This window comes from Sphaerisporangium sp. NPDC049002, assembly GCF_040649355.1.
GTDB lineage: Bacteria > Actinomycetota > Actinomycetes > Streptosporangiales > Streptosporangiaceae > Sphaerisporangium.
In genome coordinates, this window is record NZ_JBEZFH010000092.1 from 1 (window position 1) to 26,341 (window position 26,341).

Sequence of the window (26,341 nt, forward strand, 5' to 3'; positions counted from 1 at the left end):
GCGAAGCTATCCCCGTCATCACCCAGCAGACAGTTATAGATCCGCGCCACACGCGGCGTACCGGTATCGACCGAGGGACGCAACGGAACAAACCCTCCGCCAGCGCCGACCGGGTCGCCACCCAACGTGCTCGCCATAACACCCGCTCCATCACAGGGGTAAGGCGGCATCTCGACGGACGCCGCACCGGATGACCACACGCCTAGTGAACAGATGCGGATAGGGACCTTTGAACTTCGCTGGGGGACGTAGGCGGAACGTCTTTGAGGTCACAGAAACGTCCCCAAAGAGCCTTGAAACGTCCTAGGACGTACGGTGAACTTAGAACGTGAATGAACGTTTACGCACAGCGATGCTCCGGCGCGGGGTCACCCTGGAAGACCTGGCCAAGCATTGCGACGTTGAACCAAAAACGGTTGAGCGATGGATCAACACCGGACGTGTCCCTCACCGCCGCCACCGATGGGCCACAGCCAGACTCCTCGCAGTGGACGAGACATATCTCTGGCCTGACGTGCTGCAACATGCTCCATCACGACGCGGCGAAGCTCGTAGATCAGAGCTGATAGAGATCTTCCCCGACCGTGCGAGCGTGCCCCGTGATCTATGGCTGCGACTGATCACCGAGGCACAAGAGCACATCAACGTCTTGGTCTTCTCTGGGACCTTCTACGCTCAGACACAGCCGAGGGTGGCCAAAATGATCACTGAAGCAGCTCAACGGGGCGTACAGGTTCGCCTGTGCTTCGGTGACCCGTCGTCCGAGGCGGTTGCGATCAGGGACCGGGAGGAAGGTCTCGGCGGAACGCTGGCCGCGAAGATCCGCTCATCGCTGACCTACTACCGGACTCTGGTCGATCTCGATGGTTGTGAAGTGCGTCTTCACGCGACCACCCTCTACGCCTCACTGTTCCGGTACGACGATGAACTACTGATGAACCCCCACGCCTACGGGGAGGCCGCGTCCGCAAATCCCACCTTCCACCTGCGACAACTCGACGGTGGGACACTCACTGATCATTACGTGGCATCATTCGAACGCGTGTGGGCCGAGGCCATGCCATGGTCCGGAAACGAGATCTAGGGGATCCAATGGGACGAGTCGAGTTCTGGAACGACGCGCACGCGCCGAAGGCAAACACCCTCGTTCCTGCCTGTGGAACGGTCACCGTAGACAACCACGGCCGCATCCTGTTGCAGCGCCGCAGAGACACCGGGCAGTGGGCATTGCCCATGGGCAAGATGGAGATCGGGGAAACGCCCTCGCAGTGCGCGGTTCGTGAGACCCAGGAAGAAACGGGCGTGCTGGTCCAGCCCACTGGCCTACTGGGCATCTACTCCGATCCCGGTCACATCATCGCCTACACCGATGGAGAGATCAGGCAGGAGTACGAAGTTATGTTGCTTGCCCGGCCAGCCAGTGGGGTACCAGCGGCGAACGAGGAAGCCAGCGACGCCCGATGGTTCGCGCCCGAGGAACTGAGCGCCCTGGATATCCACCCCACCCAGTGGCGTCAACTCAATGACTACCTGAGCGGCGCATACCCGCACGTAGACTGATCCGACCAACAGAACGCCTCCGGCGGGGGAATCCGGCCCCGGAGCGGCCCGCGTTGCCGAAAGACCGTAGCGGGTTGCTGTGGAAGCCCGTCCGTTCCTCCCGCCGTCATCCCAGGACAAGCCGAGCAGGGTAGGACCTGGGGCGCAAGATCGTTCGTCCGGTAGGGCGCTGCATCTTGCGCCCCAGCCCCTACCCCGCACCCCTCCGGGCGGGATGACGGCGAACGGAACGGCCAGGCAGGCGGGTTGGTGTAGTGAAAGCCAAGAGAACCCAACCCCCGCTCTGACCTGCAATGATCATAACGGTATAAGCACACTTTCAGGACTAGCTAGCTTGCCGCCGAGGTAGTAGTCGTACATGCGGGCCACGCTGGGTGTCCTGGGATCGATCCCGGGTGGAGCCTGCTCCTGGTCGCTCATCCGTGCCCCCGCCTCGCCGTCCGGAGTCGTGACGCCCTCTGACTACCGCTCTCTGGCCGAATATAAACGAAAATCACCACAATCTTGATCATGTGACGATTTTTCGTCTTGCGTGTCGCGGGTCGGTCACACGCGGGCGCTCCGTGTACGGGTGTGGGGGGGCGGGCCCGGTGGAGCAGGATCTGGCGGAGAACCGAGCAAGCGATTGCCTTGCCAAGGTCGGGGCGTTAGCGTGACGGGCGAAGGCACGAAGAGGGCACGGCGAGGGGTGCCGATGCAGGGGTTCGCGGGTCGGGCGGCGGTCGCGGGGGTCGGGATGACGGCCCTGACCAGGCGGTCCGGCCGTACCGTGCTCGAACTCGCGGTGGAGGCCTCGCGCGCGGCGCTCGCCGACGCGGGCGTCGCCGCTTCGGACCTCGACGCGGTGCTGAGTTACCACATGAACGACTCCGTGCCGGTCGTGCAGGTCGCCCGCGCCCTGCGCATCGAGCGGATCGGCTGGCACAACGACACCAGCGGGGGCGGGACCCAGGCGGCGTCCATCCTGGGTGACGCCGCAATGCTGATTTCTAGCGGTATAGCGCGAAATATCCTGGTCTATCGGGCGCTCAACGGGCGTTCGGGGACGCGGATGAACACCGTCTCCACCGGCCCGCAGGAGCGGTTCACCATCCCGTACGGCATGGCGGGCCCCATCCCGATGTTCGCCCTCGCCGCCCAGCGCTACCTGCACGACACCGGGCTCACCGAGGAGCACCTGCACGCCGTCGTCGCCCAGTCCAGGGAGAACGCCGCCGGCAACCCCCGCGCCCTGCGCCGGGAGCCGCTGCCGCTCGGCGACTACCTCGCCAGGCCGTACGTCTGCACGCCGCTGCGGACCGTGGACTGCTGCCAGGAGACCGACGGCGCCTGCGCGCTGGTCGTGCGGGACGTGCGGCTCGCGCCCGAGGCGCCGCGGATCCAGGCGGTCGTCCGCGGCGGCGGCCCCGGCTGCTCGGCCATGGACCGGGCGCCCGACGTCACGGCCGTCTTCTCCGCCTACGTCGCCCCCATGCTGTGGGAGGCCACGGGCCTGTCGGCGCGCGACGTCGACGTGGCGCTCCTCTACGACGCCTACTCCTGGCTGGTGCCGAGGCAACTGGAGGACTTCGGCTTCGTCGCGAGGGAGGACCTCGGGACGTACCTGCTCAAGCGGGGGCACAGGGTCGGTCAACCCGCACGGGGGGCTGCTGTCGGAGGGTTATGTCCACGGGCTCAACAACGTGGCGCAGGCCGTGCGGGAACTGCGCGGCGGAGCGCACGAGACGGCCCTGGTGACCGGGTTCGGCGGCGGTTACGGGAGCGCGGCCCTGCTGCGGAGGGCCGGGTGACGCCACGTCCCGCCCGCCGGCGCTAGGTGAGCGGGAGGTTCTTCAGGGCCTCGCGCCGGCTGAGGCCGTTCAGGCCCTTGTGGTTGACATAGCGGACGACCTCGCGGGGATCGGTCTTGGCGTACTCGCGCAGAGCCCAGCCGATGGCCTTGCGTGCGAAGAAGTCGGTGTCGGCGAGACTCGGCTCGATGCAGGCGTACAGCAGGCCCACGTCGGTGCGGTCCTTGAAGGAGTTCTGGCACAGGATCGCGGTGCGCCGCCGCCACAGGTCGTCGACGCCGGCCCATTCGAGCATGAGCGGGCGCATCGTGTCGGGGTAGGCCCGCAGCAGCGACCCGACGCGGTTGACCGCCAGGTCGTCGACGTAGTCCCACCAGGCGCCGGTGACGATCATCTCCTCGTACATCGGCACCGTGTAGAGCGTCTGAAAGCCCTTGTAGTAGCGGAACGCCGATAGCTCCATCGCGGCGTACCGCTCCTCGCGGTACTCGGCGTCGCGCCACATCGCGAGGACGGTCCTGCGCCACTCGGGCGCGCTGTCGATGCGGTGCTCGGAGAGCACCCTCCTCACCGCCGCCCGCCGGGGCACGGCCTGGACGCCGAGGAAGGGCATCGTGGACTTCATGTACGCCTGCATCACGGGTGCCTTGGCGGCGTCGGCCACCTCGGTGAGCGCCACCCGTATGGCTTTGTGGAGCGGGGTCATGCTTTGTGGCTGGTCCGTTCCCCTGTGGCGAGACCGTCGAACAGGACGGTGACGTAGTGCTCGGCGAGGCCGGCGGTGTTGAGCCGGCCGCCGGGACGGAACCACCGCACGGCGACCCAGATGGTGTCGCGGATCATGCGATAGGTGAGCTTGGGGTCGACGTCGGCGCGGAACTGGCCCTCGGCCTGGCCGCGCTTGATCTGCTCCACCCACATGCGCTCGACCTCGTCCTCGGCCTTGATGAGGTAGTCGAAGCGGTCGCCGGGCAGGGAACGCAGGTAGTTCCAGTCGTTCTGCATCACGGTGATGGCGGCGCGGTGCGGCTCCAGCGTGCTGAAGCCGATGCGGACCATCTCGGAAAGGATCGTGCGCGGGTCGCCGTCCTGATCGAGAGCGGACCTGTAGCGCCCGATAAGGTCCTTGAGGAACGTGGACAGGACCTCGTCGACGATCGTCTCTTTGGAGTCGAAGTGGTGGTAGAGGCTTCCGGACAGGATGCCCGCCTCGACGGCGATCTCGCGCACGGTCGTCGCCTGGAAACCCTTGCGTGCGAAGAGCTCGGCGGCGAGCTTCACGAGGTGGTCGCGGCGCTCGGAGGCCGGACCGGACGAGGCGGCCCGCCGTGTGGTGCCCTGGCGCTTGGCCGCCGCCGAGCCGCCCCGGGGGGGAGCTCCTCCGGTCGCCCCCGCGACCGCCGACGCGCCGCCGGAGTTCTTTCGCGTGTTCACGCCCTCCATTATGGGCCTCCGTGCAATCGCTTGTTCACCTAACGCCTGCGGTGAGTCGCCTGCTCACCCTATGTTCCCCTGTCTACCAAGCGCTTGCTACCCTCGGGGATGACTGATTTGTTACGGCTTGCGCACCTTGAGGGCGAACGACCGGAAGGACGGCCTGCCATGAGCGAGGCATACATCGTCGGCGCCGTGCGCACCCCGGTCGGCCGGAGGAACGGCGGCCTGGCCTCGGCCCACCCCGCCGACCTCGGCGCCCATGTCATCCGCGCGCTCATGGATCGTACCGGCGCGGACCCCGCCGCGGTCGACGACGTCGTCTTCGGGCGCGTGGACACCGTCGGCCCGCAGGCGGGGGACATCGCCCGCACCTGCTGGCTCGCGGCGGGCATGCCCGAGGAGGTCCCCGGCGTGACCGTCGACCGGCAGTGCGGGTCCTCCCAGCAGGCCGTCCACTTCGCCGCGCAGGCCGTCCAGAGCGGGAACGCCGATCTGGTCGTCGCGGGAGGCGTCCAGAACATGAGCATGGTCCCGATCGCCCAGGCGATGGCCGCGGGGCAGGCGCTCGGCTTCGCCACCCCGTTCACGGGCTCCAAGGGCTGGCACGCGCGGTACGGCGCGCAGGAGGTGTCCCAGTTCCGCGGCGCCGAGATGATCGCCGAGAGGTGGGACATCTCGCGGCGGGACATGGAGGAGTTCGCCTTCGAGTCCCACCAGAGGGCGCTGGGCGCGATCGAGGAGGGCCGGTTCGAACGCGAGATCGTCCCCTTCGCGGGCGTGCTCGCCGACGAGGGCCCGCGCGCCGACACCACGCTCGCCAAGATGGCCGCACTGAAGACGCTGGTGGAGGGCGGCAGGCTGACCGCCGCGGTGTCCTCCCAGATCTCCGACGGCGCCGCCGCGCTGCTCATCGCCTCCGAGGAGGCCGTACGGGCGCACGGGCTGACCCCGCGCGCCCGTATCCGCCACATGTCGGCGCGCGGCGCCGACCCGATCATGATGCTCTCCGCGCCGATCCCCGCCACCGCTCACGCGCTCAGGAAGGCCGGGATGAAGATCGGCGACATGGACGTCGTCGAGATCGACGAGGCGTTCGCCCCGGTCGTGCTGGCCTGGCTGCGCGAGACCGGGGCCGATCCGGCGCGGGTCAACCCCAGCGGCGGGGCCATCGCCCTCGGCCATCCCCTCGGGGCCACGGGGGCCCGGCTGATGACCTCGCTGCTCCACGAGCTCGAACGCACCGGCGGCCGTTACGGCCTGCAGACGATGTGTGAGGGCGGCGGTCAGGCGAACGTCACCGTCATCGAGCGCCTCTGAATCGCGGGAACTCCGGGCGGGGCGGGCCGTCGCCGAGGACGGCCCGGCCTACTGCGCGTATGGTCGAATCAGGTCGGGAGAGCGCTCTAAAAAGGCGACATCCCATGGTCGTGAGGTATGGAATATAGGAAAGTTTCCTATTAGATTGTCGGATTGTCCCAGACGGCACCCGTGGGAGAGCGCCACCTCCGGGTGCCGCGAGCCATACGGTCCTGCGAGCCTCCGGCGTGTTCCGCCGACGGGCCGCCAGGCGAGGAGAGTGCATGAAGCGCAGCCCCGAGCTACTGCGTCTGGCAGATTCGGTCCTCCTCCCCGGCTTCGAAGGCAGGACTCCGCCCGACTGGCTGCGCCGCCGCCTCGGCGAGGGACTGGCCGGCGTCGTGCTCTTCTCCAGGAACATCGGGACCCCCTCGCAGCTCGCCGAGCTGACCGCCGCCCTGCGCGCAGAGCGGCCGGACGCCGTCATCGGCATCGACGAGGAGACCGGCGACGTCACCCGGCTGGAGGCCCACACCGGAAGTTCGCGCCCGGGTAACTACGCGCTCGGGGTCGTGGACGACGTCGACCTCACCGAGGAGATCGCCAGGGGGCTCGGCGCCGACCTCGCCGCCGCAGGGATCAACGTCAACTTCGCTCCCGCCGCCGACGTCAACTCCAACCCGGGCAACCCGGTCATCGGCCTGCGGTCGTTCGGGGCGGATCCGGCGCTGGTGGCGCGGCACACCGCCGCCTGGGTACGGGGGCTCCAGGCGGCGGTGGTCGCCGCCTGCGCCAAGCACTTCCCCGGCCACGGGGACACCGCGGTCGACTCCCACCACGGCCTGCCCGGGGTGGCGGCGACGCGGGAGCGGCTTCACGAGGTGGAACTGCTCCCGTTCCGCGCGGCCGTCGCCGAGGGAGTGCGCATGATCATGACCGGCCACCTGCTGGTCGGCGCGTACGACTCCGAGCTCCCCGCCACGCTCAGCCCCCGCGTCCTCACCGGCCTGCTCAGAGATGAGCTGGGCTTCGACGGCGTGACCATCACCGACGCCATCGAGATGGCCGCGGTCGCGGAGCGGTACGGCATCGGCGGGGCGAGCGCGCGGGCCGTCGCCGCCGGAGCCGACCTGATCTGCGTGGGCGGGGAGAACTCCGACGACGCGGTGGTGGCGGCGATCCGTGGGTCGATCGCCGACGCGGTGGCCGAAGGACTGCTGCCGGAGGAACGGCTCGCGGACGCCGCCCGCCGCGTCGCCGGCCTCACCGCCTGGACGTGCTCACGCCCCTCCGCCGAACCCTCCTCCGTCTCGGCCGCGCGGGGGAAGACGGGCCTCGCCGCCGCGCGCCGGGCCATCCGCGTCACCGCTCGCGTCACTGGGCGGGCCGCCGTGCTCCCGCTGGTGACCGCTCCGCACGTGGCCGAGCTGTCCCCCCAGATGAACCTCGCGATCGACAAGGACATGCCGTGGGGGGTGGGGGAGCCGCTCAGCAAGCTCCTGCCCGGCACCACGGTCGCGCGCCTCGACCAGGAGAGCGCCGCGACCTCGCTCGACGAGGCCGTGCTCGTGCCGGCGGCCGACCGGCCGCTGGTGGTGGTTGTCCGGGACGCGCACCGCCACGCCTGGCAGATGGCGGCGCTCGACAGGCTGCTGGCCGCTCGGCCCGACGGCATCGTGGTCGAGATGGGCCTGCCCGGCCGTACCGACCTCGGCGCCGTCCACATCGCCACGCACGGCGCCGCCCGCGTGTGCGGCCAGGCGGCGGCCGAGACCCTCACCGGCCTCCTGGACGCCCAGATCTGACCGGTCTCCGGCGGCTGGTGGGGTCGGTGCGTTTCTGTCGGGGGCGGCTGGTTGAATCGCGGGCATGGACATCGCGCGGCTGGTCGCAGAGCAGCAGGAGTTCGACGGTCTCGACCTTTCAGGGGCCGCGCTGACAGACGCGCTCCAGCCGGGGCCGCTGGTCTTCCGCGACTGTGACCTGACCGGAGCCGACCTCAGCGAGGCGAGCCTGATCGAGGCCGTCTTCGAGGGGTGCGTGCTCGACCGCGCCGACTTCCGCAGGGCCGACCTCGACGGGGCGCGGTTCACCGGAGGCGGCGGAGCGGGCGTGCGCTTCGGGGGCGCCGAGCTGACCGACGCCGTCTTCGCCGACGTCGACCTCTCCCGGGCCGACTTCGTGGACACGCTGCTCACCGACGTCTCCTTCACCGGCTGTCGCATGATCGGCGCGAAGCTGTCGGGCTGCCGCGGCACGGGCTACACCCTCGTCGGCAGCAACCTCACCCTCGCCGACCTGTCGGGCTGCGGCTTTCGCGACCAGGCGATCGACGGCGTCCGGTTCGACGAGGCCAATCTTTCGGCCTGCGACTTCACCAAGGCCGCGCTCACCGACTGCCGCCTGATCCGCGCGCGGCTCGTGGACGCGAAGTTCACCAAGGCCGACCTGCGCGGCGCCGACCTCGGCGAGCCCGACGACAGCGAGCTGCGCTACCTCAAGGGCGCCGTCATCAACCACGCCCAGGCCGCCGCACTCCTCGCCGCCCGCGGCCTCACGGTCGTGTGACCGTCCTTCGCCACCCCGCCGAGGACCCGAGGGGTTCGCTCCCCGGCCGCGCGAGGTCCTGTACGGGAGCTGAGCGACGCCCGGCCCTGGGCGCTAGTGCTCCTGGAAGCCGTCCGTCCCGGGAAAAGCGGCGAGTGCGGACAGGGTGGTCCTGGCCTCGGCCATGATGCGGGTGATCAGTTCCTCGCAGCTGGGAAGATCGTCGATCACGCCGACGACCTGGCCCGACGCCATCACGCCGAGGTCGGCCCTGCCGTCCACCATGGCGGCCTTGAGCAGCATCGGGGTGTTGGCGGCCTGGATCACCTGGGCCCAGGTGAGGTCGCGCCCGTGGCGCATGCGGCGCCCCTCACGGAGCGTCTCGGCCCAGGTCAGCCCGGAGATCTTCTTGAAGCGCGCGCCGTTGGCGATGGCCCGGGCCAGGCCCCTGAGCCGTCCGGCGCTTTCGAGCGACTCCACGAACGGCATCCTCAGCACCCGATGGGGCACGCCGTCCACCCGGGTGGTCACCAGCGTGTCCGACATGCCGAGGTAGAGCTTCTTCACCTCGTCGCCCACGGTCGAGTCCGAGGTGAGCAGGAACCTCGTTCCCATGGCGACCCCGGCCGCGCCGTAGGCCATCGCCGAAGTAGGGGTCGGGGCCGAGGTACTGCGCGTTGCCCCGCCGGTCCGCGCGGTTGAGGTGCACCAGCGCCGCGTCCATCGTCAGGGCGGGCACCGCGACCAGCTCCTCGCCGTCCTCGTAGGGCGAGCGGACCGTACGAAGGCCCGGGTTGACGCGCATGACGTCCGACCCGAGGCCCGCCCGGGTGGGCAGGAACGGCAGCCGGTGGGCCGCCGCGAGCAGGCCGAACATGAACATGCCCTCGTCGTACTCGGTGAACTCCACCGCACCCGTCTGCCGCGCGACCCGGAAGTGCGGTTCCAGGGGGATCGAGTCGAGGGTGACGAACGGGGCCACGACCCTGCGCACCTTGCCGTACGCGCACAGCAGGCCCACGTCGGCCCCTCCGTACGACACCACCGTGAGGTCACGGAGCGCGGAGCGGCAGATCGCGCGGACCAGGGCCATCGGCTTGCGCCGGGACCCCCAGCCGCCGATCCCGATCGTCATGCCGCTCTCCAGGGACCCGGCGATCTCGTCGGCCGACATCGTCTTGTCCCTCATCCGAGGTCCTCCCGGGCGCGGTCGGTGAAGGCGGCGCGGTGACGGTCGCCCGCGCCCATCAGGTTGAGCTCGAAGGTGAAGCCCTGCTCGAACCGGTATCCGCGCTTCACGTCGACGGGGTCGATGCCGTTCAGCGACTCCTTGGCCCGGCGGATGACATACGGGTCCTTGCCCGCGATCTGGCCGGCGACCTCGAAGGCGGCGTCCCTCAGCTTGTCGCGCGGCACGATCTCCAGCACCGAGCCGTGCTGGCGCAGCTCGGCGGCCGTGATGTTGCGGCAGGTGTACACCATGGCCCTCATGAGGTGCTGAGGTACGAGCCTCGCCAGGTGGGTCGCCGCTCCGAGCGCCCCCCTGTCCACCTCTGGCAGCCCGAAGTAGGCGTCCTCGCTGGCCACGACGATGTCGGCGTTGCCCACCAGGCCGATGCCGCCGCCCAGGCAGAAGCCGTGTACGGCGGCGAGCACCGGGACCTCGCACTCGTAGACGGCCGCGAAGGCCGCGTAGCAGCCGCGGTTGGCGCCGACCAGAGCCTCGTACCCGGACGTACGCCGCATCTCCTTGATGTCCACGCCGGCGTTGAAGCCCGTTCCCTCCGCGCGGAGCACGACGACCCGCGTCCCCGGGTCGCGTCCCGCCGCGAGCACGGCGTCCGCCAGGTCGAACCAGCCCTGGACGGGCAGCGCGTTGACCGGGGGGACGTCGACCACGACCTCCGTGATCGGGCCGCCGTTCACTGTGATTCCCATCGCCCCTCACCGACCCTTTGGCACCTAACGCTTGCTTGGTACCGTAGCACGACGGCCATATCAGGGGCGGTGGTGCGGATGGTGAGCTACGACTACACCGGCAGGGTCGTGCTGGTGACCGGGGGCAGCAGGGGCATCGGGGCCGGCATCGCCTCGGCCTTCCTCGGAGCCGGCGCCGAGGTGGTGGTCTGCGCCCGCAAGCCGCCCGACCGGCTGCCCAGGGAGCCGGAGGGCCTGCTGCGCGGGGGCACGGGGCCGTTCCGCCAGGCGCGCTACCTCGCCGCGGACGTCCGGGACCCCGGCGACGTCGACCGCCTGTTCGCCGGGATCGAGCAGGGGTACGGGCGGCTGGACGTGGTCGTCAACAACGCCGGCGGCTCACCTGCCGCGCCGCTCGCCGGCACGTCGCCGCGCCTCCACGCCAAGATCATCGAACTCAACCTGACGGCGCCGCTGCTGGTGTCCCAGCGCGCGTATCCCCCGCTGTCCGCGTCCGCGGGCTCGATCGTGATGATCGGGAGCGTGAGCGGCGACCGGCCCTCGCCCGGCACCTCCGCGTACGGCGCGGCCAAGGCCGGGCTCCACCACCTGGCCGAGTGCCTGGCGGCGGAGTGGGCGCCCGCCGTCCGGGTCAACACGGTCGTGGTCGGCCTCGCCGAGACCGAGAACGCGGCGGGCCACTTCGGCGGATCCTTCGAGCAGGTGGCCGCGACCGTCCCCGCGGGTCGCATGGCCAGGCCGCAGGACGTGGCCGAGGCCTGCCTGTGGCTGGGCTCACCGGGCTTCGTGACGGGCGCGCGGGTCCATGTCCACGGAGGGGGCGAGATCCCGGCTTGGCGACAGCTTTCCTGATCTGGGCATATATCCCTTTTTCTGGGGAAACTTACGTGATCATCGCGGCAAAGGAATGGTGAATGAGCGGTATCTGTGCGGGGCGCGTCGTCGTGGTGACCGGCGCCGGGCGTGGCATCGGACGGGAGCACGCACTGGAGTTCGCCCGGCAGGGAGCGAAGGTCGTCGTGAACGACCTGGCACCGGACTCCAGGGGGCGGGACGCTCCGGCGGTCCGGCACAGGCCGTCGTGGAGGAGATCAGGGACCTCGGCGGCCAGGCGGTCGCCAACTGCGACGACGTCGCCGACTGGGACGGCGCCGGGCGCCTGGTGAAGACCGCGCTGAGCGCCTTCGGCGGCCTCGACGTGCTCGTGAACAACGCGGGGTTCGTCCGCGACCGCATGCTCGTCTCGATGACCGAGGAGGAATGGGACGACGTCATCCGCGTCCACCTCAAGGGTCACTTCCTGCCGCTGCGGCACGCGGCCACGTACTGGCGGGAGCGCTCGAAGGCGGGCGAGCCCGTGGACGCCCGGGTGGTCAACACCTCCTCGGGCGCCGGGCTGCTGGGCAGCGTCGGCCAGGGCAACTACGCCGCGGCCAAGGCCGGGATCGTCGCGCTCACCCACACGGCCGCCGCCGAGCTCGGACGCTACGGCGTGACCGTCAACGCCATCGCCCCGGCCGCGCGCACGCGGATGACCGAGGAGGTCTTCGCCGGGATGATGGCCCGCCCGGACTCGGGCTTCGACGTCATGCACCCCGGCAACGTGGCACCTCTGGTGGTCTGGCTCGGCTCGGCCGAGTCGTCGGAGGTGACCGGGAGGGTGTTCGAGGTCGAGGGCGGCATGATCTCCATCGCCACCGGGTGGCGCCACGGTCCCGGCGTGGACAAGGGCGCCCGGTGGGACGTACACGAGATCGGCGAGGCCGTCGGCAAGCTCATGGCCGACGCCCCGAGCCCCGACTCGGTGTACGGCACGGCACAGGGATGAACCGCGCCTTGTTCACGGGCCTTTCGGTGGTGAGGACTTTGGGTGGTGAGGTCTTTGGGTGGTGAGGTCTTTTCGGCGGATGGGGCGGGAGCCCCGGGAGTGGGGCTCCGGTCCACGGGCGTATCTCCGGGACGAGCGGGCTGACCGGGTAACCGGCCTTCAGGAGAAGGCGTAGCACTCCACTTCGGACCGGCGGTAGGTCAGGCCGCTTTCGACGGACTCTCTCACGCACTGCTGTTGACGGTCGCTGAGCACCAGCACACCGCACACGGTGATGCTGGAGTAGGTGCGGCAGTCGAGGTCGGTGGCGGGTCGCGGGCCGATCTGGTACTTCTCCTTGACCTGCGCCCGGCATTCCTCCCGCGTCTTGGCCGTGTCGGCATATCGGCACTGACGGGTGAGTATCCGGTATTGATCCTTGCTGACGGACTTCTTCTCTTCTTGGACCGGCGGCCCCCCGGCCGCGACCGTACTGAACATCGCGGTCGTACCGAACATCGTCATCGTGGCGAGCACGACGACTGTCGTGATCCTTTTCATGACTTCCCCCAGTCATGACCTTCTTACCCGCTGTGCGGCCTTTCCACGAATTTCTGGACAAATGTCCCTTCAGGCGAGCACCGGGTGGTTGCTCCGGAACACTCCGAGCGGGTCGTGGTGGCGCTTGGCGCCGCGCAGCCTCGCCAGCACGTCACCCGGGTACGCGGAGGCGCTGTTCTCCTCGTGCGCGAGGAAGTTGAAGGGCTTGATGCCGGTGGTGTGCCGGGCCAGCGCCAGGCGCAGCTCGTTCTGCCGGGCCCTGACCGCCCGGACGGCCTCCGGCGTCGGCGTGATCCCGAGCGCGCTGACCAGGTACGGCTCGCGGACGTACCCGCACGCCCCCGCGTCCGGTGCGAGTCGCGACAGCGCGCCGCCGAGGTGGCGGATCTGCACGGACGTCAGCGGCATCCCGGCGCCCGGCGCCGTGGCCGAGAGGAACGCCGCGGCGGTGGTGTCGTCGAACCGGCCGAAGAGCTCGGCGCGCATCATCGAGGGGGAGGGGGAGGTCGGCTCGGCGCAGATGCCGCCCAGGTCGCGCGGCGCGACCTCGCCCCGCGTGTCGACGATCACGCCCGGGATGCGGTCGAACCGCTGCAGCAGCGCGCGAGCCTCGGCGCCGTCACCCAGGAACGTCACGTCGACCACGACCGCCGACAGGCCGCGCAGCGGTTCGGGCAGCTCGGGGAAGGGCGGGAACTGCATGAGCGCGAACCACACGCTCAGCTCCTCGGGCGCCTCCGCGGTGACGTCGCGGAAGGCGGCGAGGACGTCGGCCGCCCGCTCGGCCGGCCAGATGACGCGCCCGCCGTACAGCTCCGGCGCGGGGAACAGCTCGAACTCCATGGCGGTGACCAGGGCGAAGTCGCCGCCGCCGCCCCGCAGGGCCCAGAACAGCTCGGCGTCGGACTCGTCGGTGACCCGCCGTGCCACACCGTGGGCATCGATGACGTCGAACGCGCGCACGCTGTTGGCCGCGAACCCGTGCCGCCTGCTGAACCAGCTCAGGCCGCCGCCGAGGGTGTACCCGGTGGCGCTGACCACGGGTGAGCTGCCGGCGAGGCCGGTGAGCCCGTGCTTGCCCGCCTCCGCGAGCACCGCGCCCCACGAGGCGCCCGCCTCCACCCGGGCGAGCCTCCGCTCCGGCCACACCTGCACGCCGTCCAACCGGCCCGTACGGACCAGGATCTCCCCGTCGAGGCCGTCCGAGGCCCCGTGGCCGCTCGGCTGGACGGCGACGCCGAAGCCGTTCCGCACGGCGAAGCGGACCACCTCGGCCGCGTCGGCCGCGTTCTCGACCTCCACGACGGCGCTGACCGGCTGGTCGACCGTGAGGTTCCACGCCTGCTTCGCGGTCTCGAAGCCCTCGTCCCCGGGTACGGACACCCGGCCGCGCACCGCGCCGCGGAGTTCCTTGGCCTGCCCTGACTCCATGCCGGCCTGCGTGCCGTAGCCGCCGGTTCTGAGTCCCGTGTCGTGCGAAGTCATTGTCTCTCCTCATGTGGGGCCTGGTAGAGCGCTCCGATCACGCCGACGGGCCCGCAACCGCGTGGGGTGCTTACCATCTACGGTCCACTAGGCCGTTTGGGGAGAACTTGGGACTGACTGGTCGCCAGCTTGTGGCCCGCCCGTAGCCCTGCTCGGACCCTCATGCGGTTCCGGGCGAAGGTGTCAGGACGCGATGTCCGCCATGTCCGTACGATGCTCACGGTACTGACTTGTCGAGTATGGGATGGAGTGCCGTGAAGATCGCCTATGTCACCTACGACGGTCCGGACGACGACCGGGAGGTGCTGCTCGCCGCCTGGAAGCAGGCGGGTGTCGACGGCGCGGCGGTGCGCTGGGACGACCCGGACGCCGACTGGGCCGCCTTCGACGCCGCCGTGGTCCGCTCGACGTGGAACTACATCGACCGCCGCCAGGAGTTCGTGGACTGGGCGCACAAGACCGAGAGCGCGACCCGGCTGCTGAACCCGGCCGCCGTGCTGGAGCGCAACACCGACAAGACCTACCTGCGTGACCTCGAACGGCTCGGGATCCCGATCGTGCCGACCCACTGGGTGGGCGCGGACGACGAGGCGGACCTTCCCGCGTGGGACGACTACGTCGTCAAGCCGGCCGTCTCGGCGGGGGCGCGCGACACCATCCGTACGGCCGGCGTCGACGAGGCGGCGGCGCACGCCGGGCGGATCGTCGCGGGTGGCAAGGTCGCCATGGTGCAGCCGTACCTCGACATGGTGGAGAGCGAGGGCGAGACCTCGCTGATCTTCTTCGGCGGCAGGTTCAGCCACGCCATACGCCGCAACGCCATGCTGGCCAACGGCACCGAGGCCCCCCGCGCGAACCACGTCGGCGCGGACCTCCGCGACCCCGCCCCCGACCAGCTCGATCTCGCCGGACGGGTGCTGGGCTCCATCCCCGAGGACATCCTGTACGCCCGCGTGGACCTGGTCCGCCTTCCCGACGGAAGCCCCGCACTGATCGAGCTTGAACTCACCGAGCCCTACTTCTACCTCGCCTACGCCCCCGGAGCCGCTACCCGCTTCACCACCGCCCTCCGCGCCCTCCTCTGAACGACGCCCTCCTCTGAACGACGACCTCCCCTGAACGACGCGCTCCCCTGAACGACGACCTCCTGTGAACCCTGCCCGGCTCGCGCCCCGCCACCGACGCGCGAGCCGAGCGGCCTCACATGTCGCCGCCGTGCGTGCCGGCGGGTTCGTGGGGTGGGTCTGGTGTCAGGGGTGCTGGCTGGAGACCGAGATGATCTCGCCGGTCATGTACGAGGAGTAGTCCCCGGCCAGGAAGACGATGACGTTGGCGACCTCCCACGGTTCGGCCGGCCTTCCGAACGCCTCTTTCGCGGTCAGTTCGGCGAGCAGGTCGTCGCTGGTCACCTTGGCGAGGAACGGGTGCATGGCCAGCGACGGCGCCACCGCGTTGATCCGTATGCCGTGCCCGGCGGCCTCAAGCGCCGCGCAGCGGGTCAGGGCCATCACCCCGGCCTTGGCGGCGGCGTAGTGCGACTGGCCCTTCTGCGCCCGCCACCCGATGACCGAGGCGTTGTTGACGATCACGCCCCGGCCCTGGGGGATCATGTGCCTGAGCGCGGCACGGGTGCAGCGCATCGTGCCGGTGAGGGTGACGCCGACCACCATGTCCCACTGCTCGTCCGTCATGTCCACCAGGTCGGCCGTGCCGCCGAGGCCGGCGTTGTTGACCACGACGTCGATCCGCCCGTGCGCGTCCATGGCCGCGTCGAACAACGCGAGGACCTGCGCCTCCGAGGTGACGTCGCACGGCACGGCGAGCGGCCGCACCCCGGTCAGCCCGGTCAGCGACGCGGCGGCCTCGGCGAGCCGGCGCTCGTGCCGGTCGGAGATGACGATCGTGGCCCCCTCCTCCGCGCACCGCCTGGCCGTGGCGTACCCGATGCCGGCCCCGGCGGCGGCCGTCACCAGCGTGACCTTCCCGTCGAGCAGGCCGTGCGCGGGTGGGTAGGCGGGGGTCATGGCGAGCTCCTGTCGGGATGGCGCCTGCCCGGGTCAGCGGTCCTTCGGCAGGCCGAGCGTACGTTCGGCGATGATGTCGCGCTGGATCTCGCTCGAACCGGCATAGATCGTGTCGGCGCGGCTGAACAGGTAGAGCCGCTGGAGGTCGTTGAGGTCGTACGGCTCGCCACCCGCCACCAGGCCTTCCCGTCCCTGCACGGCCTGCGCCAGCTCGCCCAGCCTGCGGTGCCACTCCGACCAGTAGAGCTTGGCGATCGAGACCTCAGGCCCCGGCTCGCCCGCCGACAGGGACGTCATCGTGCGCAGGGCGTTGAACCGCATGATCTCCAGCTCCAGCCACGACCGGACGAGCCGGTCGCGCAGCACCGGGTCCTCCGCCGCGCCGGTGCGCTCGGCCGTCTCGATCACCGTGTCCAGTTCGCGCCTGAAGCCGATCTGCTGGCCGAGCGTGGAGGCGCCGCGCTCGTACCCCAGCGTGGCCATGGCGACCCGCCAGCCCTCCCCGGGCGCGCCCAGGATGTCGGCGGCGGCCGTACGGGCGCCGTCGAAGAAGACCTCGCTGAACTCGCTCGTGCCCGTCATCTGGACGATGGGACGGACCTCGACGCCGGGCTGGTCCATGGGCACCAGCAGGTACGACAGGCCGCGGTGCCGCCGCGAGCCCGGCTCGGTCCTGGCCAGGACGAAGCACCAGCCGGCCACGTGCGCGAGGGACGTCCATACTTTCTGACCGGTGATGACCCATTCGCCGCCCTCCAGGGTGGCGCGGGTGCGCACGCCCGCCAGGTCGGAACCGGCGTCCGGTTCGGAGTACCCCTGGCACCAAAGCTCCTGGCCCGACTGGATGGGCGGCAGGAACCGGCGCTTCTGCTCCTCGGTGCCGAAGTCGAGGATCGTCGGCCCGATCAGGCCCTCGCCGATGTGACCCACCCGGGCGGGCGCGTTCGCCCTGGCGTACTCCTCGTGGAAGATCACCTGCTGGTCGAGGGGCGCGTCGCGCCCGCCGTACTCCTCCGGCCAGCCGAGGCAGGTCCACCGGGCTGCGCCGAGGTGGCGCTCCCAGGCCATGCGAAGCTCGTGACCCTCGTGCTCCCGGCCGGGCCCGCCGAGCCCCCGGGCGCCGGCGAACTCGCCGGTCAGGTTCTCCTCCAGCCAGGAACGGACCTCCTCGCGGAAGCCGTCGCTCATGCGTCGAACCGGCCGTAGCCTCCGCGGAAGAACACCAGGGGCCCGCGGTCCTCGTGCGTGTCCAGGTCGTGGACGCGGGCCACGACGATCAGGTGGTCCCCCGCGAGGTGCTCCGTCTCCACCGAGCAGTCGATCCAGGCGAGCGCGCCGTCGAGGACGGGGCTCCCGCCGGGGGAGGTGGTCCAGGCGAGGCCGGCGAACTTGTCCCCGCCCCTGGCGGCGAGCTGCCTGCTGACCTGTTCGTGGTGTTCGGCGAGGACGTTCACGCAGAGTCGCTCCGCCGACCTCAGCCTTGGCCAGGTCGTGCTGGTGTGCGCGACGCAGAAGGCCACCAGCGGGGGGTCGAGCGAAACAGAGGTGAAGGAGTTGGCCACGAGCCCGCACGGCTCACCGCTCACCGGGTCGAGCGCCGTGATCGCGACCACACCGGTCGCGAACCGGCCCAGCACGTTCCTGAAATGCTGCCCGCCGGTCAAGGAGGCGGACTGCCCGTTCGCGGCGGAGGCGCGCCGTCCGTTCGTGGTGGGGGACTGCGTCGTGGAGGAACGGGTCGTGGAGGAACGGGTCGTGGAGGACTGCGGGGAGCCGGGACGGACGGGCGGGAGAGGCGGCAAGGGGGGAGGAGGAACGGACGCGCCGTCGCGCACCGTGGAGGGGTGCCCGTGGACCGCGGCGGCGCCGTGCGGCGCGATCAGCCGGGCCGCGTGGGTGCTCATCGTCGTACTCGCCTCCTTGGGTGGCGCCTGGCTCCCCCAGGAAGTGCTCGACGGGGAGGACGTGAGGGGGGCGGTCTCCTCCATCGTATCCCTTACTTTACCAAGCGCTTGCTTGGAAGATAGGAGAGGTGATGCCGCGATGTCAAGCCGGTCGCGTCTTCCCGCATGTCAGTTGGCCTCCTCGACCTCGCCCGCCTCGGTCTCGCTCACGGCGGTGGCGTGATCAGAGTGCAACCTCAACCGTGGTTGAAGTCAAGGCGGTCCCATGCGGAGATCGTTGACAGCTTCGGTGAGGCGCACCTAGCCTCGAAGCCGTACAAGCGCTTGCTCAACAGCGGACGGCCGGGAGGCGGCGTGCTCACGACGGCCCAGCCCCCAGCGGGACCGGGCGGGCGGGCCACGCGCCCTGCCCGAGAGGCCGGGCGATGAGCGGGCTGCGCGACCGTACCGCCATCGCGGGGGTCGGATACACCGCGTTCTCCAAGAACTCCTGGGTCAGCACGCTGACGCTGGCCTGTGAGGCCGTCCTCGCCGCGCTGGACGACGCGGGGCTCACCGCCGACGACGTCGACGGCATCGCCACCCACCGCGTCGGCGACTCCGCCGCGCCGTCGGTCGTCGGGCCGGCGCTCGGCATCGACGCGCCCGCGTGGTACCTCGACCAGTTCGGCGGGGGCAGCGTCTCCCACGGCGTGGTCGGCCAGGCGGCCCTCGCCGTGGCGGCGGGCGTCGCGGAGACCGTGGTCTGCTACCGCGCCATCAACGCCCGGTCGGAGTTCCGCATGGGCGGTACGGGCCGGGCGGCGCCGGTCAGCCCGGAGACGCAGTACCAGGTGCCCTACGGGTACACCGCCCCGCCGCAGCAATACGCGATGTACGCCCGCGCTCACATGCTGAAATATGCCACGAAAGCTGAGCATTTCGGGCAGTTGGCCGTCACGCAGAGGGCGAACGCGGCCAAGAACGCGCGTGCCCTGATGCGCACGCCCATCACCATGGACGACTACCTCGCCAGCCGCTGGATCGCCGAACCGTTCCGCCTCCTGGACTGCTGCCTGGAGACCGACGGGGCATGCGCCGTCGTCGTCACCACGGCCGAGCGCGCCAGGGACCTGCGCCGGCGGCCGGTCCTGATATCGGCCGCGGCCTGGGGAGGCGGGGACTCCTTCCTGTCGGGCGGCGCGACCCCCGCCGACCCCACGACCACCAGTGCGGCCGAACTGGCGCCCCGCCTGTACGGGATGGCGGGCGCGGGCCCGAAGGACATCGACGTCGCCGAGCTGTACGACTGCTTCACCTACTCGGTGATCGTCCAGCTTGAGGACTACGGCTTCTGCGCCAAGGGGGAGGGCGGGCCGTTCGTCGCCTCCGGGGCGACCGCGCTCGACGGATCCCTCCCGGTGAACACCCACGGCGGGTTCCTGTCGGAAGGCTACGTGCACGGGATGAACCACATCGCCGAGGCCGTCTCGCAGCTCAGGGGCGACGCGGGGGACCGCCAGGTGCCGGGAGCCGAGGTGGCGCTGTCCACGGCCCAGCCCGGCTACATCCTGCCCGCGACCTCCGCGCTGGTCCTGCGGAAGGGATGACATGATCAAGCCCGTCCCCGACCGGGACTCCGCCGAGTGGTGGGAGCGCGTCGCCAGGCACGAGTTCGTGATCCAGGCCTGCGAGGGCTGTGGCACGCTCCGCTTCCCGGCCCGCGCGTACTGCCCCCGCTGCCGCGGCAGGCGGTGGAGCTGGCGGGAGGTCAGCCCCACCGGGCGGATCATGAGCTGGATCGTCAACCACCAGCCGTTCCTGCCCGACGCCCCCACGCCGTACACGGTCGTCATGGTGCGCCTCGCCGACGCCCCCGGCTGCGTGATGGTCGGCAACTGGCACCAGTACGTGGAGCCGGTGGCGGACCAACTCGTGCGGGCGTCCTACACCTACGTCGACGAGCGGCTCTCACTGATCAACTGGCAGCCGCTGTGAGGTGGTGACGGAAGCGTGTCCTGGCGGGCGTGGGGGACCCGCCAGGACACGCTCCGCTCCGGCGCGGCGGCCAGGACCCCGGCGAGGGTTGGGGTCCTGGCCGTCGTTCATCGCACGGAGTCTGTGGGGGGCCGGTCGCCGGACTGGTCGTCCCAGTCGTGGGGCGCTTCGTCTCCCGGCCTTCTGAGATGGCGCTTGAGGAGCTGAGCCGCGCCGACGGGATCGGCCGCGGGGTGGGTGACGGTGAGGCCGTCCTCGTTCCAGACGAACGAACCCTTCCTGCACCAGACCGTCAGCTCCGTGGTCACCGAGAGCACGGACATCCCTTTTCCGCTGCTCTGATACGTGTGGGTGAACCCCTCTCGATGCAGCGCGTAGCGCAGTAGACGCGTCGCCTCGCGGGGATCGTGCCAAGGCAGATACGGCGTGCCCGCTCTTACCGCCAGCACTGGCCCTCACTCCCTCGCCGACCCTTTGATGGATTTGTACCAACGTTTGGATAATGCGGTGTGGAGACGCTTGGGTCAAGGGGTTGTTTGCTGTCAGATCGAGATCGTCTAGATTCGTAGGTACAAAAGGACGCAACCGTAGGTGAGATTTGGCACGGTCGACGCTGTACCAGCAGGTGGCCGGCGAGCTGCGCAGGGCCATCTACTCCGGCGAGCTCGGGCCCGGAGCCCAGCTGCCGACGGAGATGGACCTCATGGACAGCCATGAGGTCAGCCGAAACACGGTACGGCTCGCTCTGGCCGAGCTTGAGAACGAGGGCCTGATCACCCGGATGCGCCGCCGCGGCAGCTTCGTCCGCGACCGCAGGGCGCTGCTCATGCGCCCGCAGGACGAGCTGGGCGCCTCGCCGGGGGTGATGCGCCGGGAAGCCTTCGCCGAGGCCGTCACCAAGGAGGGCCGCAAGCCGGGGCAGGAGATCGAGGTCTCCATCGTGGAGCCTCCCGAGGAGATCGCGGCCAGGCTGGAGCTCGACGAGCACTCCGTGGCCGTGGTGCGGCGACGTCTCCGCTACGTGGACGACCAGCCGTACAACACCAACGACTCCTACTTCCCGCACGCGCTCGTCAGCGACTCCGAGATCGCCCGTCCGTCGGACATCACGCGCGGAGCCAACCGCGTGCTGGAGGAGCTCGGCCACCGGCAGGTCCGGGTTGTGGATGACATATCCGCACGCATGCCGACTCCTGAGGAATCCTCCCGGCTGCAACTCGAACCTGGTACCCCTGTTGTCGTATATGTCCGAGTTGGTTATGACCGTGACGACACCCCGGTCCGAGTCGCCGTGTCGGTCCTGCCCGCCGACAAGCATCTGATCAGGTACGAGCTCGAACTGAGCTGACCTCGCGCGCCGCCGAAGTGGCGGCGATCGCGACGTCTCGCCTTTCGGCGCGGGCCGGGGCCGCCACCGCGGCCGACCACGCCCGCCGGCCCGGCGGCGAACGCCGTTCACACCGGCCTTCACTGATAAAGCCGCGCGCCCCCCGTCGAGCACGCTCCGTGTTCAGGGCGCTACCGAAGGCGACGAAAGGATGACTCATGCACCCCGACACCCTCCACCTCGGAGCCTCGCTCACCCTCCGCAACGCCACCCCCGACGATCTCCCAGGCGTCCTCGCGCTCCTGGCGGAGACGGCGGGCTGGCTCCACGGCCGGGGCATCCGGCAGTGGCCGGCCGCGGGCTTCCCCGCCGCCCGCATCGAGCCGCTGATCGCCGAGGGCACCCTGTGGGTGCTGGACGACGAGGAGACCCGCGGAGGGCGGGAAACGCTTTCCGCCCCCGCGGCGACCCTGGCCCTCGACGACCACGCCGACCCCGAGTTCTGGAGGCGCGGCGACCACCCGGAGAGCGGCCTGTACGTCCACAAGCTGGCCGTCGGGCGTGCCTTCTCCGGGCAGGGCCTCGGTGAGACCCTGCTCGACTGGGCGGCCCTGCGCGTGGCGGCGGCCGGGCGCCGGTGGCTGAGGCTCGACTGCTCCAAGGACAACCCGGGGCTCCAGGGCTACTACCAGAAGGTGGGTTTCCGGCATGTCCGGACGGTGGACCTCCCGCACCGCGCCTCGGGCGCGCTGTTCCAGAGGGCCGCCGACCTTGGGTCTCCTTCGCTTCCGCGTGCGCGCCGGCGGAAGCCTTCGCACGCGCATTCCAGGTGATGACAGGCATAGCGGACGCTCTTGCCGTCGGGGAGAGATCATGAAGTAGCCGTCCAACCCCGGACAGGTGAGGGCCTGTGGGTGGTAGCGGTCCAACTCGGGACAGGAGGGTCCGATAGCCTCAGGACCCATGACCGGATCGCTGCTAGAGGTGATCGCGCTGGACGTGCGCGACGCCGTGGCCGCAGAGGAGGGCGGCGCGGACCGCCTGGAGATCGTGGCCGACATGTCCGTCGGCGGGCTGACCCCCGCCCCGGAGACCGTCGCGGCGATCGCCGAGCAGTCCGCGCTACCCCAGATGGTGATGCTCCGCTCCAACGGGGGCTTCACCGTGACACCCGAGGAGCTCGAAGGCCTGGAGCGGGACGCCCGCACCCTGGCGGACGCCGGAGCGGCGGGGTTCGTCTTCGGCTTCCTCGACGAGCAGGGTGCGGTCGACCTGGCGGCCACCAAGGCGCTCATCCACGCCGTCACCCCCCTGCCCTGGACCTTCCACCGCGCCGTGGACAACGCCGCCGACGTGCAGGCGGGCTGGCGGGCCGTACGGCTGTTGCCGAACCTCGCGACCGTGCTCACCTCCGGCGAGGTCTCCGGCATCGCGGCGGGGCTGCCGGTCCTGCGGTCACGGGCCGAGGCGGGCGACGCGCCCCTGATCCTCGCCGGAGGCGGGCTCAAGCCGCATCTCGTCCCCCCGTTACTCGACTACGGCGTGCGCGCCTTCCACGTCGGCGGCGCCGTACGGGCGTCGTGGTCCGACCCCGTCGACCCCCGGCTGGTCCGGCGGTGGCGCGACCTGGTGGACACGATCTGACGTGCGCCTCACCCTTGGAGACCATGACGTCCCCGGCGCGGGCGCGGCGCTCGGCGAGCAGGCGGAACGCTACCCCGGCCCCACGGGCGCCTGGCAGCCCGTGCACACCGTGTACGTGCCCGCCGACCGGTTCGACCGGGAAACGGTCCGGTCGTGGGGAGCGGCGGCCCTGGGGCTCATGGAGAGCCACTTGCCGGGCGACGCCGAGCTGTCGTCGGTGTTCGGGCCCCTGCCCGGCGGCCTGGCCTCGGACGTGCGCCGCCGGGTGGCGCGCAAGCTGGCCGCCGAGCCCGTCGAGGACCTGAGAATCGACTTCGAGGACGGGTACGGCGTGCGCCCCGGCGCGGAGGAGGACGCCCACGCCGAGGCCGCGGCCGAGGCGGTCGCCGCGATGCGGTCCTCGGGCACGCTGCCGCGGCGCTGGGGCATCCGGGTCAAGTCGTTCGCCGACGGCGACCCCGCGCGTGCCCTCCGCACGCTGGACGGGTTCCTGACCGGGGTGGTCGAGCGGGTGGGCTCCCTTCCCGACGGCTTCACGGTCACCTTCCCGAAGGTGCTGATGGAGGCCTACCTCGGGCAGTTCGCCGGCCGCCTTCCCCTCCTGGAGGAGGGGCTCCGGCTGCCGCCCGGGACGCTGCGGTTCGAGATGCAGGTGGAGGCGCCGCAGACGGTGATGTTCCTCCTGCGCTCGCCCGATCTCGTGCCCTCGCTGCGCGGGCGGCTGGCTGCGGCGCACTTCGGGGTGTTCGACTACACCGCCGCCTGCGGGCTCCCGCCGGCCGAGCAGCGCCTGGACCATCCGGTGTGCGACCACGCCCGCGAGGTCATACGCACCGCGCTGGCGGGCACGGGGGTCGAGCTGTCGGACGGCTCGCTGGCCGCCTCGCCCGCCTCGGACTCGACGGGCGACGTGCACGCGCTGTGGCGCGCCCACGCCGGGATGGTCCGCCACTCCCTGCGCCACGGGTTCTACCAGGGCTGGGACATGCACCCCTCGCACCTGGTCAGCAGGTACGCCACCGTCTACGCCTTCCATCTGGCCGGCCGGGACGCCCACGCGGAGCGCGTACGGGCCTGGGAGGCGCGGCGGGACGCGGGCGGCGGCGTGATGGACGAGCCCGCCACGATCAAGACCCTCTCGACCGCCCTCCACCGGGCGTCCCTGGCGCTGGGGGACTAGGGACGCGGGATGCTGCGCAGGTTCGCGCGGGCCATCTCGACCATCTTGCCCACGCCGCCGCTGACGACGATCTTGCCCGCCGCGAGCGCGAAGCCCTTGATCTGGGCGGGCGTGACGCGCGGCGGCACGGCGAGCACGTTGGGATCGGTGACCAGGTCGACCAGGTACGGACCCGGGGCCGACAGGGCGTGCGCGAGCCCGTCGCGGACCTCCGAGGGCTTCTCGACGCGCAGCGACGGGATCCCGGCCGCCGCCGCTATCGCCGCGTAGTCCACGGGCGCGTGGTCGGTCCCGTAGTCGGGGAACCCGTCCACCAGCATCTCCAGCTTGACCATGCCGAGCGACGAGTTGTCGTACACGACGATCTTCACGGGCAGGTCGTGCAGGCGCACGGTGAGCAGCTCGCCCAGCAGCATCCCGAGGCCGCCGTCCCCCGACATCGAGATCACCTGGCGGTCCGGGTAGGCGAACTGCGCGCCGATGGCGTGGGGCAGCGCGTTCGCCATGCTGCCGTGGAGGAAGGAGCCGATCACCCGCCGCCTGCCGTTCGGCGTGAGGTAGCGCGCGGCCCACACGTTGCACATGCCGGTGTCCACGGTGAACACCGCGTCGTCGGCCGCCAGGTCGTCCAGGACGGCCGTGGCGTACTCGGGGTGGATCGGCACGTGGTGGTCGACGTCCTTGGTGTAGGCGTCGACGACGCGTTCGAGGTCGCGGGCGTGATCGCGCAGCATGCGGTCGAGGAAGCTCCGGTCGGTCTTCTGGCGCACCAGGGGGAGCACGGTGCGCAGCGTCTCGCCGACGTCCCCGTGTACGGCGACGTCGAGGGGCGTGCGGCGGCCCAGCTTGGTGGGGTCGTGGTCGACCTGGACGGTGTGCCCCTGGGGCAGGAAGTTGTCGTAGGGGAAGTCCGTGCCCAGCAGCACCACCAGGTCGGCGTCGTTCAGCGCGTCGTAGCAGGCGCCATAGCCGAGCAGGCCGTTCATGCCGACGTCGAAGCGGTTGTCGTACTGGATCCACTCCTTGCCGCGCAGGCTGTGCCCGATGGGGGCCCAGACTCTGGCGGCCAGGGCCATGACCTCCTCGTGGGCGTCCCGGCAGCCCGCGCCGCAGAACAGGGCGACCCGCTGCGCGGCGTTCAGGGCGTAGGCCAGCGCCCGCACCTGGGAGGGCGGCGGCGCGACGACGCCCCTCTCGGTGACCAGCGTGCTGGTGCCCGTCGGGCGCGCGGTGGGCAGCGCGGCGACGTCGCCGGGGAGCACCACCACAGACACCCCGCCCAGCCCCTCGGCGTACTGCATGGCGATGCGCAGCACCCTCGGCATCTGCTCCGGACTGGTGATCATCTCGCAGTAGTGGCTGCAGTCGGCGAACACCCGTTCGGGATGGGTCTCCTGGAAGAAGCCGGTGCCGATCTCGGGCGAGGGCAGGTGCGAGGCCAGGGCCACCACGGGCGCACCCGTGCGGTGGGCGTCGTACAGGCCCTGGATCAGGTGGGTGTTGCCGGGCCCCTGGCTGCCCGCGCAGACCGCGATCCTCCCGGTGAGCTGGGCCTCGGCCGCGGCGGCGAACGCTCCGGCCTCCTCGTTGCGCACGTGTACCCAGTCGATGCCGTCGGCGCGGCGGATCGCGTCCACGATCGGGTTGAGGCTGTCGCCGACGACGCCGTAGACGCGCTGCACACCGCCCTGCCGGAGCACCTTGACGAACTGCTCGGCGACCGTGGCGCTCATGGCCGGGCCTTCGCGGCGGCCCGGCGGGCGCGCGGATACGTCTGAGCCTCGGCGTCCAGTCCGGCCGCCACACAGGCGGTGCGCAGCCGATTGAGCGCGGCTATCGCGTTGGGAGCCGCGATCCCGCGAAA

General features: G+C 70.8%; 25 protein-coding genes and 2 pseudogenes. 15 read left to right on the forward strand and 12 right to left on the reverse strand.

The genetic code is table 11. The features are described 5' to 3' along the window. Positions 1–487 precede the first annotated feature (487 nt). From AB0B89_RS19370 to AB0B89_RS19380, 3 genes are all read left to right on the forward strand, one after another. Positions 488–1,084: an XRE family transcriptional regulator gene (locus AB0B89_RS19370; protein ID WP_358554296.1), complete on the forward strand. Its 597-nt coding sequence runs from the start codon at positions 488–490 to the stop codon at positions 1,082–1,084. Between the two features lie 8 nt (positions 1,085–1,092). Then, positions 1,093–1,560 (forward strand): NUDIX domain-containing protein, encoded by a 468-nt coding sequence (locus AB0B89_RS19375; RefSeq protein WP_358554299.1) that lies wholly within the window; start codon positions 1,093–1,095, stop codon positions 1,558–1,560. Between the two features lie 694 nt (positions 1,561–2,254). Beyond that, positions 2,255–3,376, forward strand: coding sequence for an acetyl-CoA acetyltransferase (locus AB0B89_RS19380; protein WP_358554302.1), 1,122 nt, complete (start codon positions 2,255–2,257; stop codon positions 3,374–3,376). On the opposite strand, the gene AB0B89_RS19385 is transcribed toward AB0B89_RS19380, so the two are convergent. Both AB0B89_RS19385 and AB0B89_RS19390 read right to left on the reverse strand, forming a co-directional pair. Further along, complete coding sequence (locus tag AB0B89_RS19385) at positions 3,373–4,056, reverse strand: DNA alkylation repair protein (protein WP_358554305.1); 684 nt, start codon at positions 4,054–4,056, stop codon at positions 3,373–3,375. The two genes, AB0B89_RS19380 and AB0B89_RS19385, sit on opposite strands and share 4 nt — an antisense overlap. Beyond that, positions 4,053–4,784 carry a TetR/AcrR family transcriptional regulator gene (locus tag AB0B89_RS19390; protein WP_358554308.1) on the reverse strand — a complete coding sequence of 244 codons (732 nt, stop codon included), beginning with the start codon at positions 4,782–4,784 and terminating at the stop codon, positions 4,053–4,055. Before AB0B89_RS19390 ends, AB0B89_RS19385 begins: the two co-directional genes overlap by 4 nt. Before the next feature lie 168 nt (positions 4,785–4,952). Here AB0B89_RS19390 and AB0B89_RS19395 point away from each other — a divergent pair, with 168 nt between their 5' ends. From AB0B89_RS19395 to AB0B89_RS19405, 3 genes are all read left to right on the forward strand, one after another. Beyond that, a complete protein-coding gene (locus AB0B89_RS19395; protein ID WP_358554311.1) occupies positions 4,953–6,104 on the forward strand; it encodes an acetyl-CoA C-acetyltransferase in 1,152 nt (383 codons plus the stop codon). Positions 6,105–6,367: 263 nt separating this feature from the next. Further along, entirely contained in the window at positions 6,368–7,888 is a 1,521-nt protein-coding gene (locus AB0B89_RS19400) for a glycoside hydrolase family 3 N-terminal domain-containing protein (protein WP_358554314.1), read from the forward strand. 64 nt (positions 7,889–7,952) lie between these two features. Further along, positions 7,953–8,651 carry a pentapeptide repeat-containing protein gene (locus AB0B89_RS19405; protein WP_358554317.1) on the forward strand — a complete coding sequence of 233 codons (699 nt, stop codon included), beginning with the start codon at positions 7,953–7,955 and terminating at the stop codon, positions 8,649–8,651. Positions 8,652–8,744: 93 nt separating this feature from the next. Here AB0B89_RS19405 and AB0B89_RS19410 read toward each other — a convergent pair whose 3' ends face one another. The 3 genes and pseudogenes from AB0B89_RS19410 to AB0B89_RS19420 form a co-directional block, all read right to left on the reverse strand. Further along, positions 8,745–9,272: a nitronate monooxygenase gene (locus tag AB0B89_RS19410; protein ID WP_358554320.1), complete on the reverse strand. Its 528-nt coding sequence runs from the start codon at positions 9,270–9,272 to the stop codon at positions 8,745–8,747. 7 nt (positions 9,273–9,279) lie between these two features. Beyond that, positions 9,280–9,819, reverse strand: a pseudogene (locus AB0B89_RS19415) (CoA-transferase); the annotation flags it as partial. Next, a complete protein-coding gene (locus AB0B89_RS19420) occupies positions 9,816–10,568 on the reverse strand; it encodes an enoyl-CoA hydratase family protein (RefSeq protein WP_358554323.1) in 753 nt (250 codons plus the stop codon). The gene AB0B89_RS19420 and the pseudogene AB0B89_RS19415, both read right to left, overlap by 4 nt. 78 nt (positions 10,569–10,646) lie before the next feature. Between AB0B89_RS19420 and AB0B89_RS19425 the strand changes: the two genes are divergently transcribed. Together AB0B89_RS19425 and AB0B89_RS19430 are read left to right on the forward strand one after the other, a co-directional pair. Continuing rightward, entirely contained in the window at positions 10,647–11,420 is a 774-nt protein-coding gene (locus AB0B89_RS19425) for an SDR family oxidoreductase (protein ID WP_358554367.1), read from the forward strand. Positions 11,421–11,482: 62 nt separating this feature from the next. Further along, positions 11,483–12,396, forward strand: a pseudogene (locus AB0B89_RS19430) (SDR family oxidoreductase). A gap of 159 nt (positions 12,397–12,555) precedes the next feature. On the opposite strand, the gene AB0B89_RS19435 reads toward AB0B89_RS19430, so the two are convergent. Next, positions 12,556–12,936 carry a hypothetical protein gene (locus tag AB0B89_RS19435; protein ID WP_358554326.1) on the reverse strand — a complete coding sequence of 127 codons (381 nt, stop codon included), beginning with the start codon at positions 12,934–12,936 and terminating at the stop codon, positions 12,556–12,558. Between the two features lie 69 nt (positions 12,937–13,005). Next, entirely contained in the window at positions 13,006–14,421 is a 1,416-nt protein-coding gene (locus AB0B89_RS19440) for an FAD-binding oxidoreductase (RefSeq protein ID WP_358554329.1), read from the reverse strand. Between the two features lie 254 nt (positions 14,422–14,675). Here AB0B89_RS19440 and AB0B89_RS19445 point away from each other — a divergent pair, with 254 nt between their 5' ends. Beyond that, positions 14,676–15,506, forward strand: coding sequence for a hypothetical protein (locus AB0B89_RS19445; protein WP_358554332.1), 831 nt, complete (start codon positions 14,676–14,678; stop codon positions 15,504–15,506). A gap of 165 nt (positions 15,507–15,671) precedes the next feature. On the opposite strand, the gene AB0B89_RS19450 is transcribed toward AB0B89_RS19445, so the two are convergent. From AB0B89_RS19450 to AB0B89_RS19460, 3 genes are read right to left on the reverse strand one after another with little or no spacing between them, the layout of a single operon-like run. Continuing rightward, complete coding sequence (locus AB0B89_RS19450) at positions 15,672–16,445, reverse strand: SDR family oxidoreductase (RefSeq protein ID WP_358554335.1); 774 nt, start codon at positions 16,443–16,445, stop codon at positions 15,672–15,674. 33 nt (positions 16,446–16,478) lie between these two features. Next, positions 16,479–17,633: an acyl-CoA dehydrogenase family protein gene (locus AB0B89_RS19455; RefSeq protein ID WP_358554338.1), complete on the reverse strand. Its 1,155-nt coding sequence runs from the start codon at positions 17,631–17,633 to the stop codon at positions 16,479–16,481. Next, entirely contained in the window at positions 17,630–18,349 is a 720-nt protein-coding gene (locus AB0B89_RS19460) for a flavin reductase family protein (RefSeq protein ID WP_358554341.1), read from the reverse strand. Before AB0B89_RS19460 ends, AB0B89_RS19455 begins: the two co-directional genes overlap by 4 nt. A 425-nt stretch (positions 18,350–18,774) precedes the next feature. Between AB0B89_RS19460 and AB0B89_RS19465 the strand changes: the two genes are divergently transcribed. Both AB0B89_RS19465 and AB0B89_RS19470 read left to right on the forward strand, forming a co-directional pair. Continuing rightward, on the forward strand, positions 18,775–19,938 hold the full coding sequence (locus tag AB0B89_RS19465) for an acetyl-CoA acetyltransferase (protein WP_358554344.1): 1,164 nt from the start codon (positions 18,775–18,777) through the stop codon (positions 19,936–19,938). A gap of 1 nt (position 19,939) precedes the next feature. After that, on the forward strand, positions 19,940–20,326 hold the full coding sequence (locus AB0B89_RS19470; protein ID WP_358554347.1) for a zinc ribbon domain-containing protein: 387 nt from the start codon (positions 19,940–19,942) through the stop codon (positions 20,324–20,326). A gap of 107 nt (positions 20,327–20,433) precedes the next feature. On the opposite strand, the gene AB0B89_RS19475 is transcribed toward AB0B89_RS19470, so the two are convergent. Further along, positions 20,434–20,649 carry a hypothetical protein gene (locus AB0B89_RS19475; RefSeq protein ID WP_358554350.1) on the reverse strand — a complete coding sequence of 72 codons (216 nt, stop codon included), beginning with the start codon at positions 20,647–20,649 and terminating at the stop codon, positions 20,434–20,436. Positions 20,650–20,924: 275 nt separating this feature from the next. Between AB0B89_RS19475 and AB0B89_RS19480 the strand changes: the two genes are divergently transcribed. The 4 genes from AB0B89_RS19480 to AB0B89_RS19495 all read left to right on the forward strand — a co-directional run bounded on the left by AB0B89_RS19480 (position 20,925) and on the right by AB0B89_RS19495 (position 24,477). Continuing rightward, complete coding sequence (locus AB0B89_RS19480) at positions 20,925–21,674, forward strand: GntR family transcriptional regulator (protein ID WP_358554353.1); 750 nt, start codon at positions 20,925–20,927, stop codon at positions 21,672–21,674. Positions 21,675–21,871: 197 nt separating this feature from the next. Continuing rightward, complete coding sequence (locus tag AB0B89_RS19485; protein ID WP_358554356.1) at positions 21,872–22,486, forward strand: GNAT family N-acetyltransferase; 615 nt, start codon at positions 21,872–21,874, stop codon at positions 22,484–22,486. Positions 22,487–22,616: 130 nt separating this feature from the next. Beyond that, positions 22,617–23,297 (forward strand): copper homeostasis protein CutC, encoded by a 681-nt coding sequence (locus AB0B89_RS19490; protein ID WP_358554359.1) that lies wholly within the window; start codon positions 22,617–22,619, stop codon positions 23,295–23,297. 1 nt (position 23,298) lies between these two features. After that, on the forward strand, positions 23,299–24,477 hold the full coding sequence (locus AB0B89_RS19495; RefSeq protein WP_358554362.1) for an aldolase: 1,179 nt from the start codon (positions 23,299–23,301) through the stop codon (positions 24,475–24,477). On the opposite strand, the gene AB0B89_RS19500 is transcribed toward AB0B89_RS19495, so the two are convergent. Beyond that, entirely contained in the window at positions 24,474–26,210 is a 1,737-nt protein-coding gene (locus tag AB0B89_RS19500; protein WP_358554364.1) for a pyruvate dehydrogenase, read from the reverse strand. The genes AB0B89_RS19495 and AB0B89_RS19500 overlap by 4 nt on opposite strands. Positions 26,211–26,341 lie beyond the last annotated feature (131 nt).

Coding starts and splice junctions, on each gene's coding strand:
- AB0B89_RS19375 (WP_358554299.1), top strand. CDS start 1,093: ATGGGACGAGTCGAGTTCTGGAACGACGCGCACGCGCCGAAGGCAAAC.
- AB0B89_RS19380 (WP_358554302.1), top strand. CDS start 2,255: ATGCAGGGGTTCGCGGGTCGGGCGGCGGTCGCGGGGGTCGGGATGACG.
- AB0B89_RS19385 (WP_358554305.1), bottom strand. CDS start 4,056: ATGACCCCGCTCCACAAAGCCATACGGGTGGCGCTCACCGAGGTGGCC.
- AB0B89_RS19395 (WP_358554311.1), top strand. CDS start 4,953: ATGAGCGAGGCATACATCGTCGGCGCCGTGCGCACCCCGGTCGGCCGG.
- AB0B89_RS19400 (WP_358554314.1), top strand. CDS start 6,368: ATGAAGCGCAGCCCCGAGCTACTGCGTCTGGCAGATTCGGTCCTCCTC.
- AB0B89_RS19405 (WP_358554317.1), top strand. CDS start 7,953: ATGGACATCGCGCGGCTGGTCGCAGAGCAGCAGGAGTTCGACGGTCTC.
- AB0B89_RS19410 (WP_358554320.1), bottom strand. CDS start 9,272: ATGGCCTACGGCGCGGCCGGGGTCGCCATGGGAACGAGGTTCCTGCTC.
- AB0B89_RS19420 (WP_358554323.1), bottom strand. CDS start 10,568: ATGGGAATCACAGTGAACGGCGGCCCGATCACGGAGGTCGTGGTCGAC.
- AB0B89_RS19425 (WP_358554367.1), top strand. CDS start 10,647: ATGGTGAGCTACGACTACACCGGCAGGGTCGTGCTGGTGACCGGGGGC.
- AB0B89_RS19435 (WP_358554326.1), bottom strand. CDS start 12,936: ATGAAAAGGATCACGACAGTCGTCGTGCTCGCCACGATGACGATGTTC.
- AB0B89_RS19440 (WP_358554329.1), bottom strand. CDS start 14,421: ATGACTTCGCACGACACGGGACTCAGAACCGGCGGCTACGGCACGCAG.
- AB0B89_RS19450 (WP_358554335.1), bottom strand. CDS start 16,445: ATGACCCCCGCCTACCCACCCGCGCACGGCCTGCTCGACGGGAAGGTC.
- AB0B89_RS19455 (WP_358554338.1), bottom strand. CDS start 17,633: ATGAGCGACGGCTTCCGCGAGGAGGTCCGTTCCTGGCTGGAGGAGAAC.
- AB0B89_RS19460 (WP_358554341.1), bottom strand. CDS start 18,349: ATGAGCACCCACGCGGCCCGGCTGATCGCGCCGCACGGCGCCGCCGCG.
- AB0B89_RS19465 (WP_358554344.1), top strand. CDS start 18,775: ATGAGCGGGCTGCGCGACCGTACCGCCATCGCGGGGGTCGGATACACC.
- AB0B89_RS19470 (WP_358554347.1), top strand. CDS start 19,940: ATGATCAAGCCCGTCCCCGACCGGGACTCCGCCGAGTGGTGGGAGCGC.
- AB0B89_RS19475 (WP_358554350.1), bottom strand. CDS start 20,649: ATGTCCGTGCTCTCGGTGACCACGGAGCTGACGGTCTGGTGCAGGAAG.
- AB0B89_RS19485 (WP_358554356.1), top strand. CDS start 21,872: ATGCACCCCGACACCCTCCACCTCGGAGCCTCGCTCACCCTCCGCAAC.
- AB0B89_RS19490 (WP_358554359.1), top strand. CDS start 22,617: ATGACCGGATCGCTGCTAGAGGTGATCGCGCTGGACGTGCGCGACGCC.
- AB0B89_RS19500 (WP_358554364.1), bottom strand. CDS start 26,210: ATGAGCGCCACGGTCGCCGAGCAGTTCGTCAAGGTGCTCCGGCAGGGC.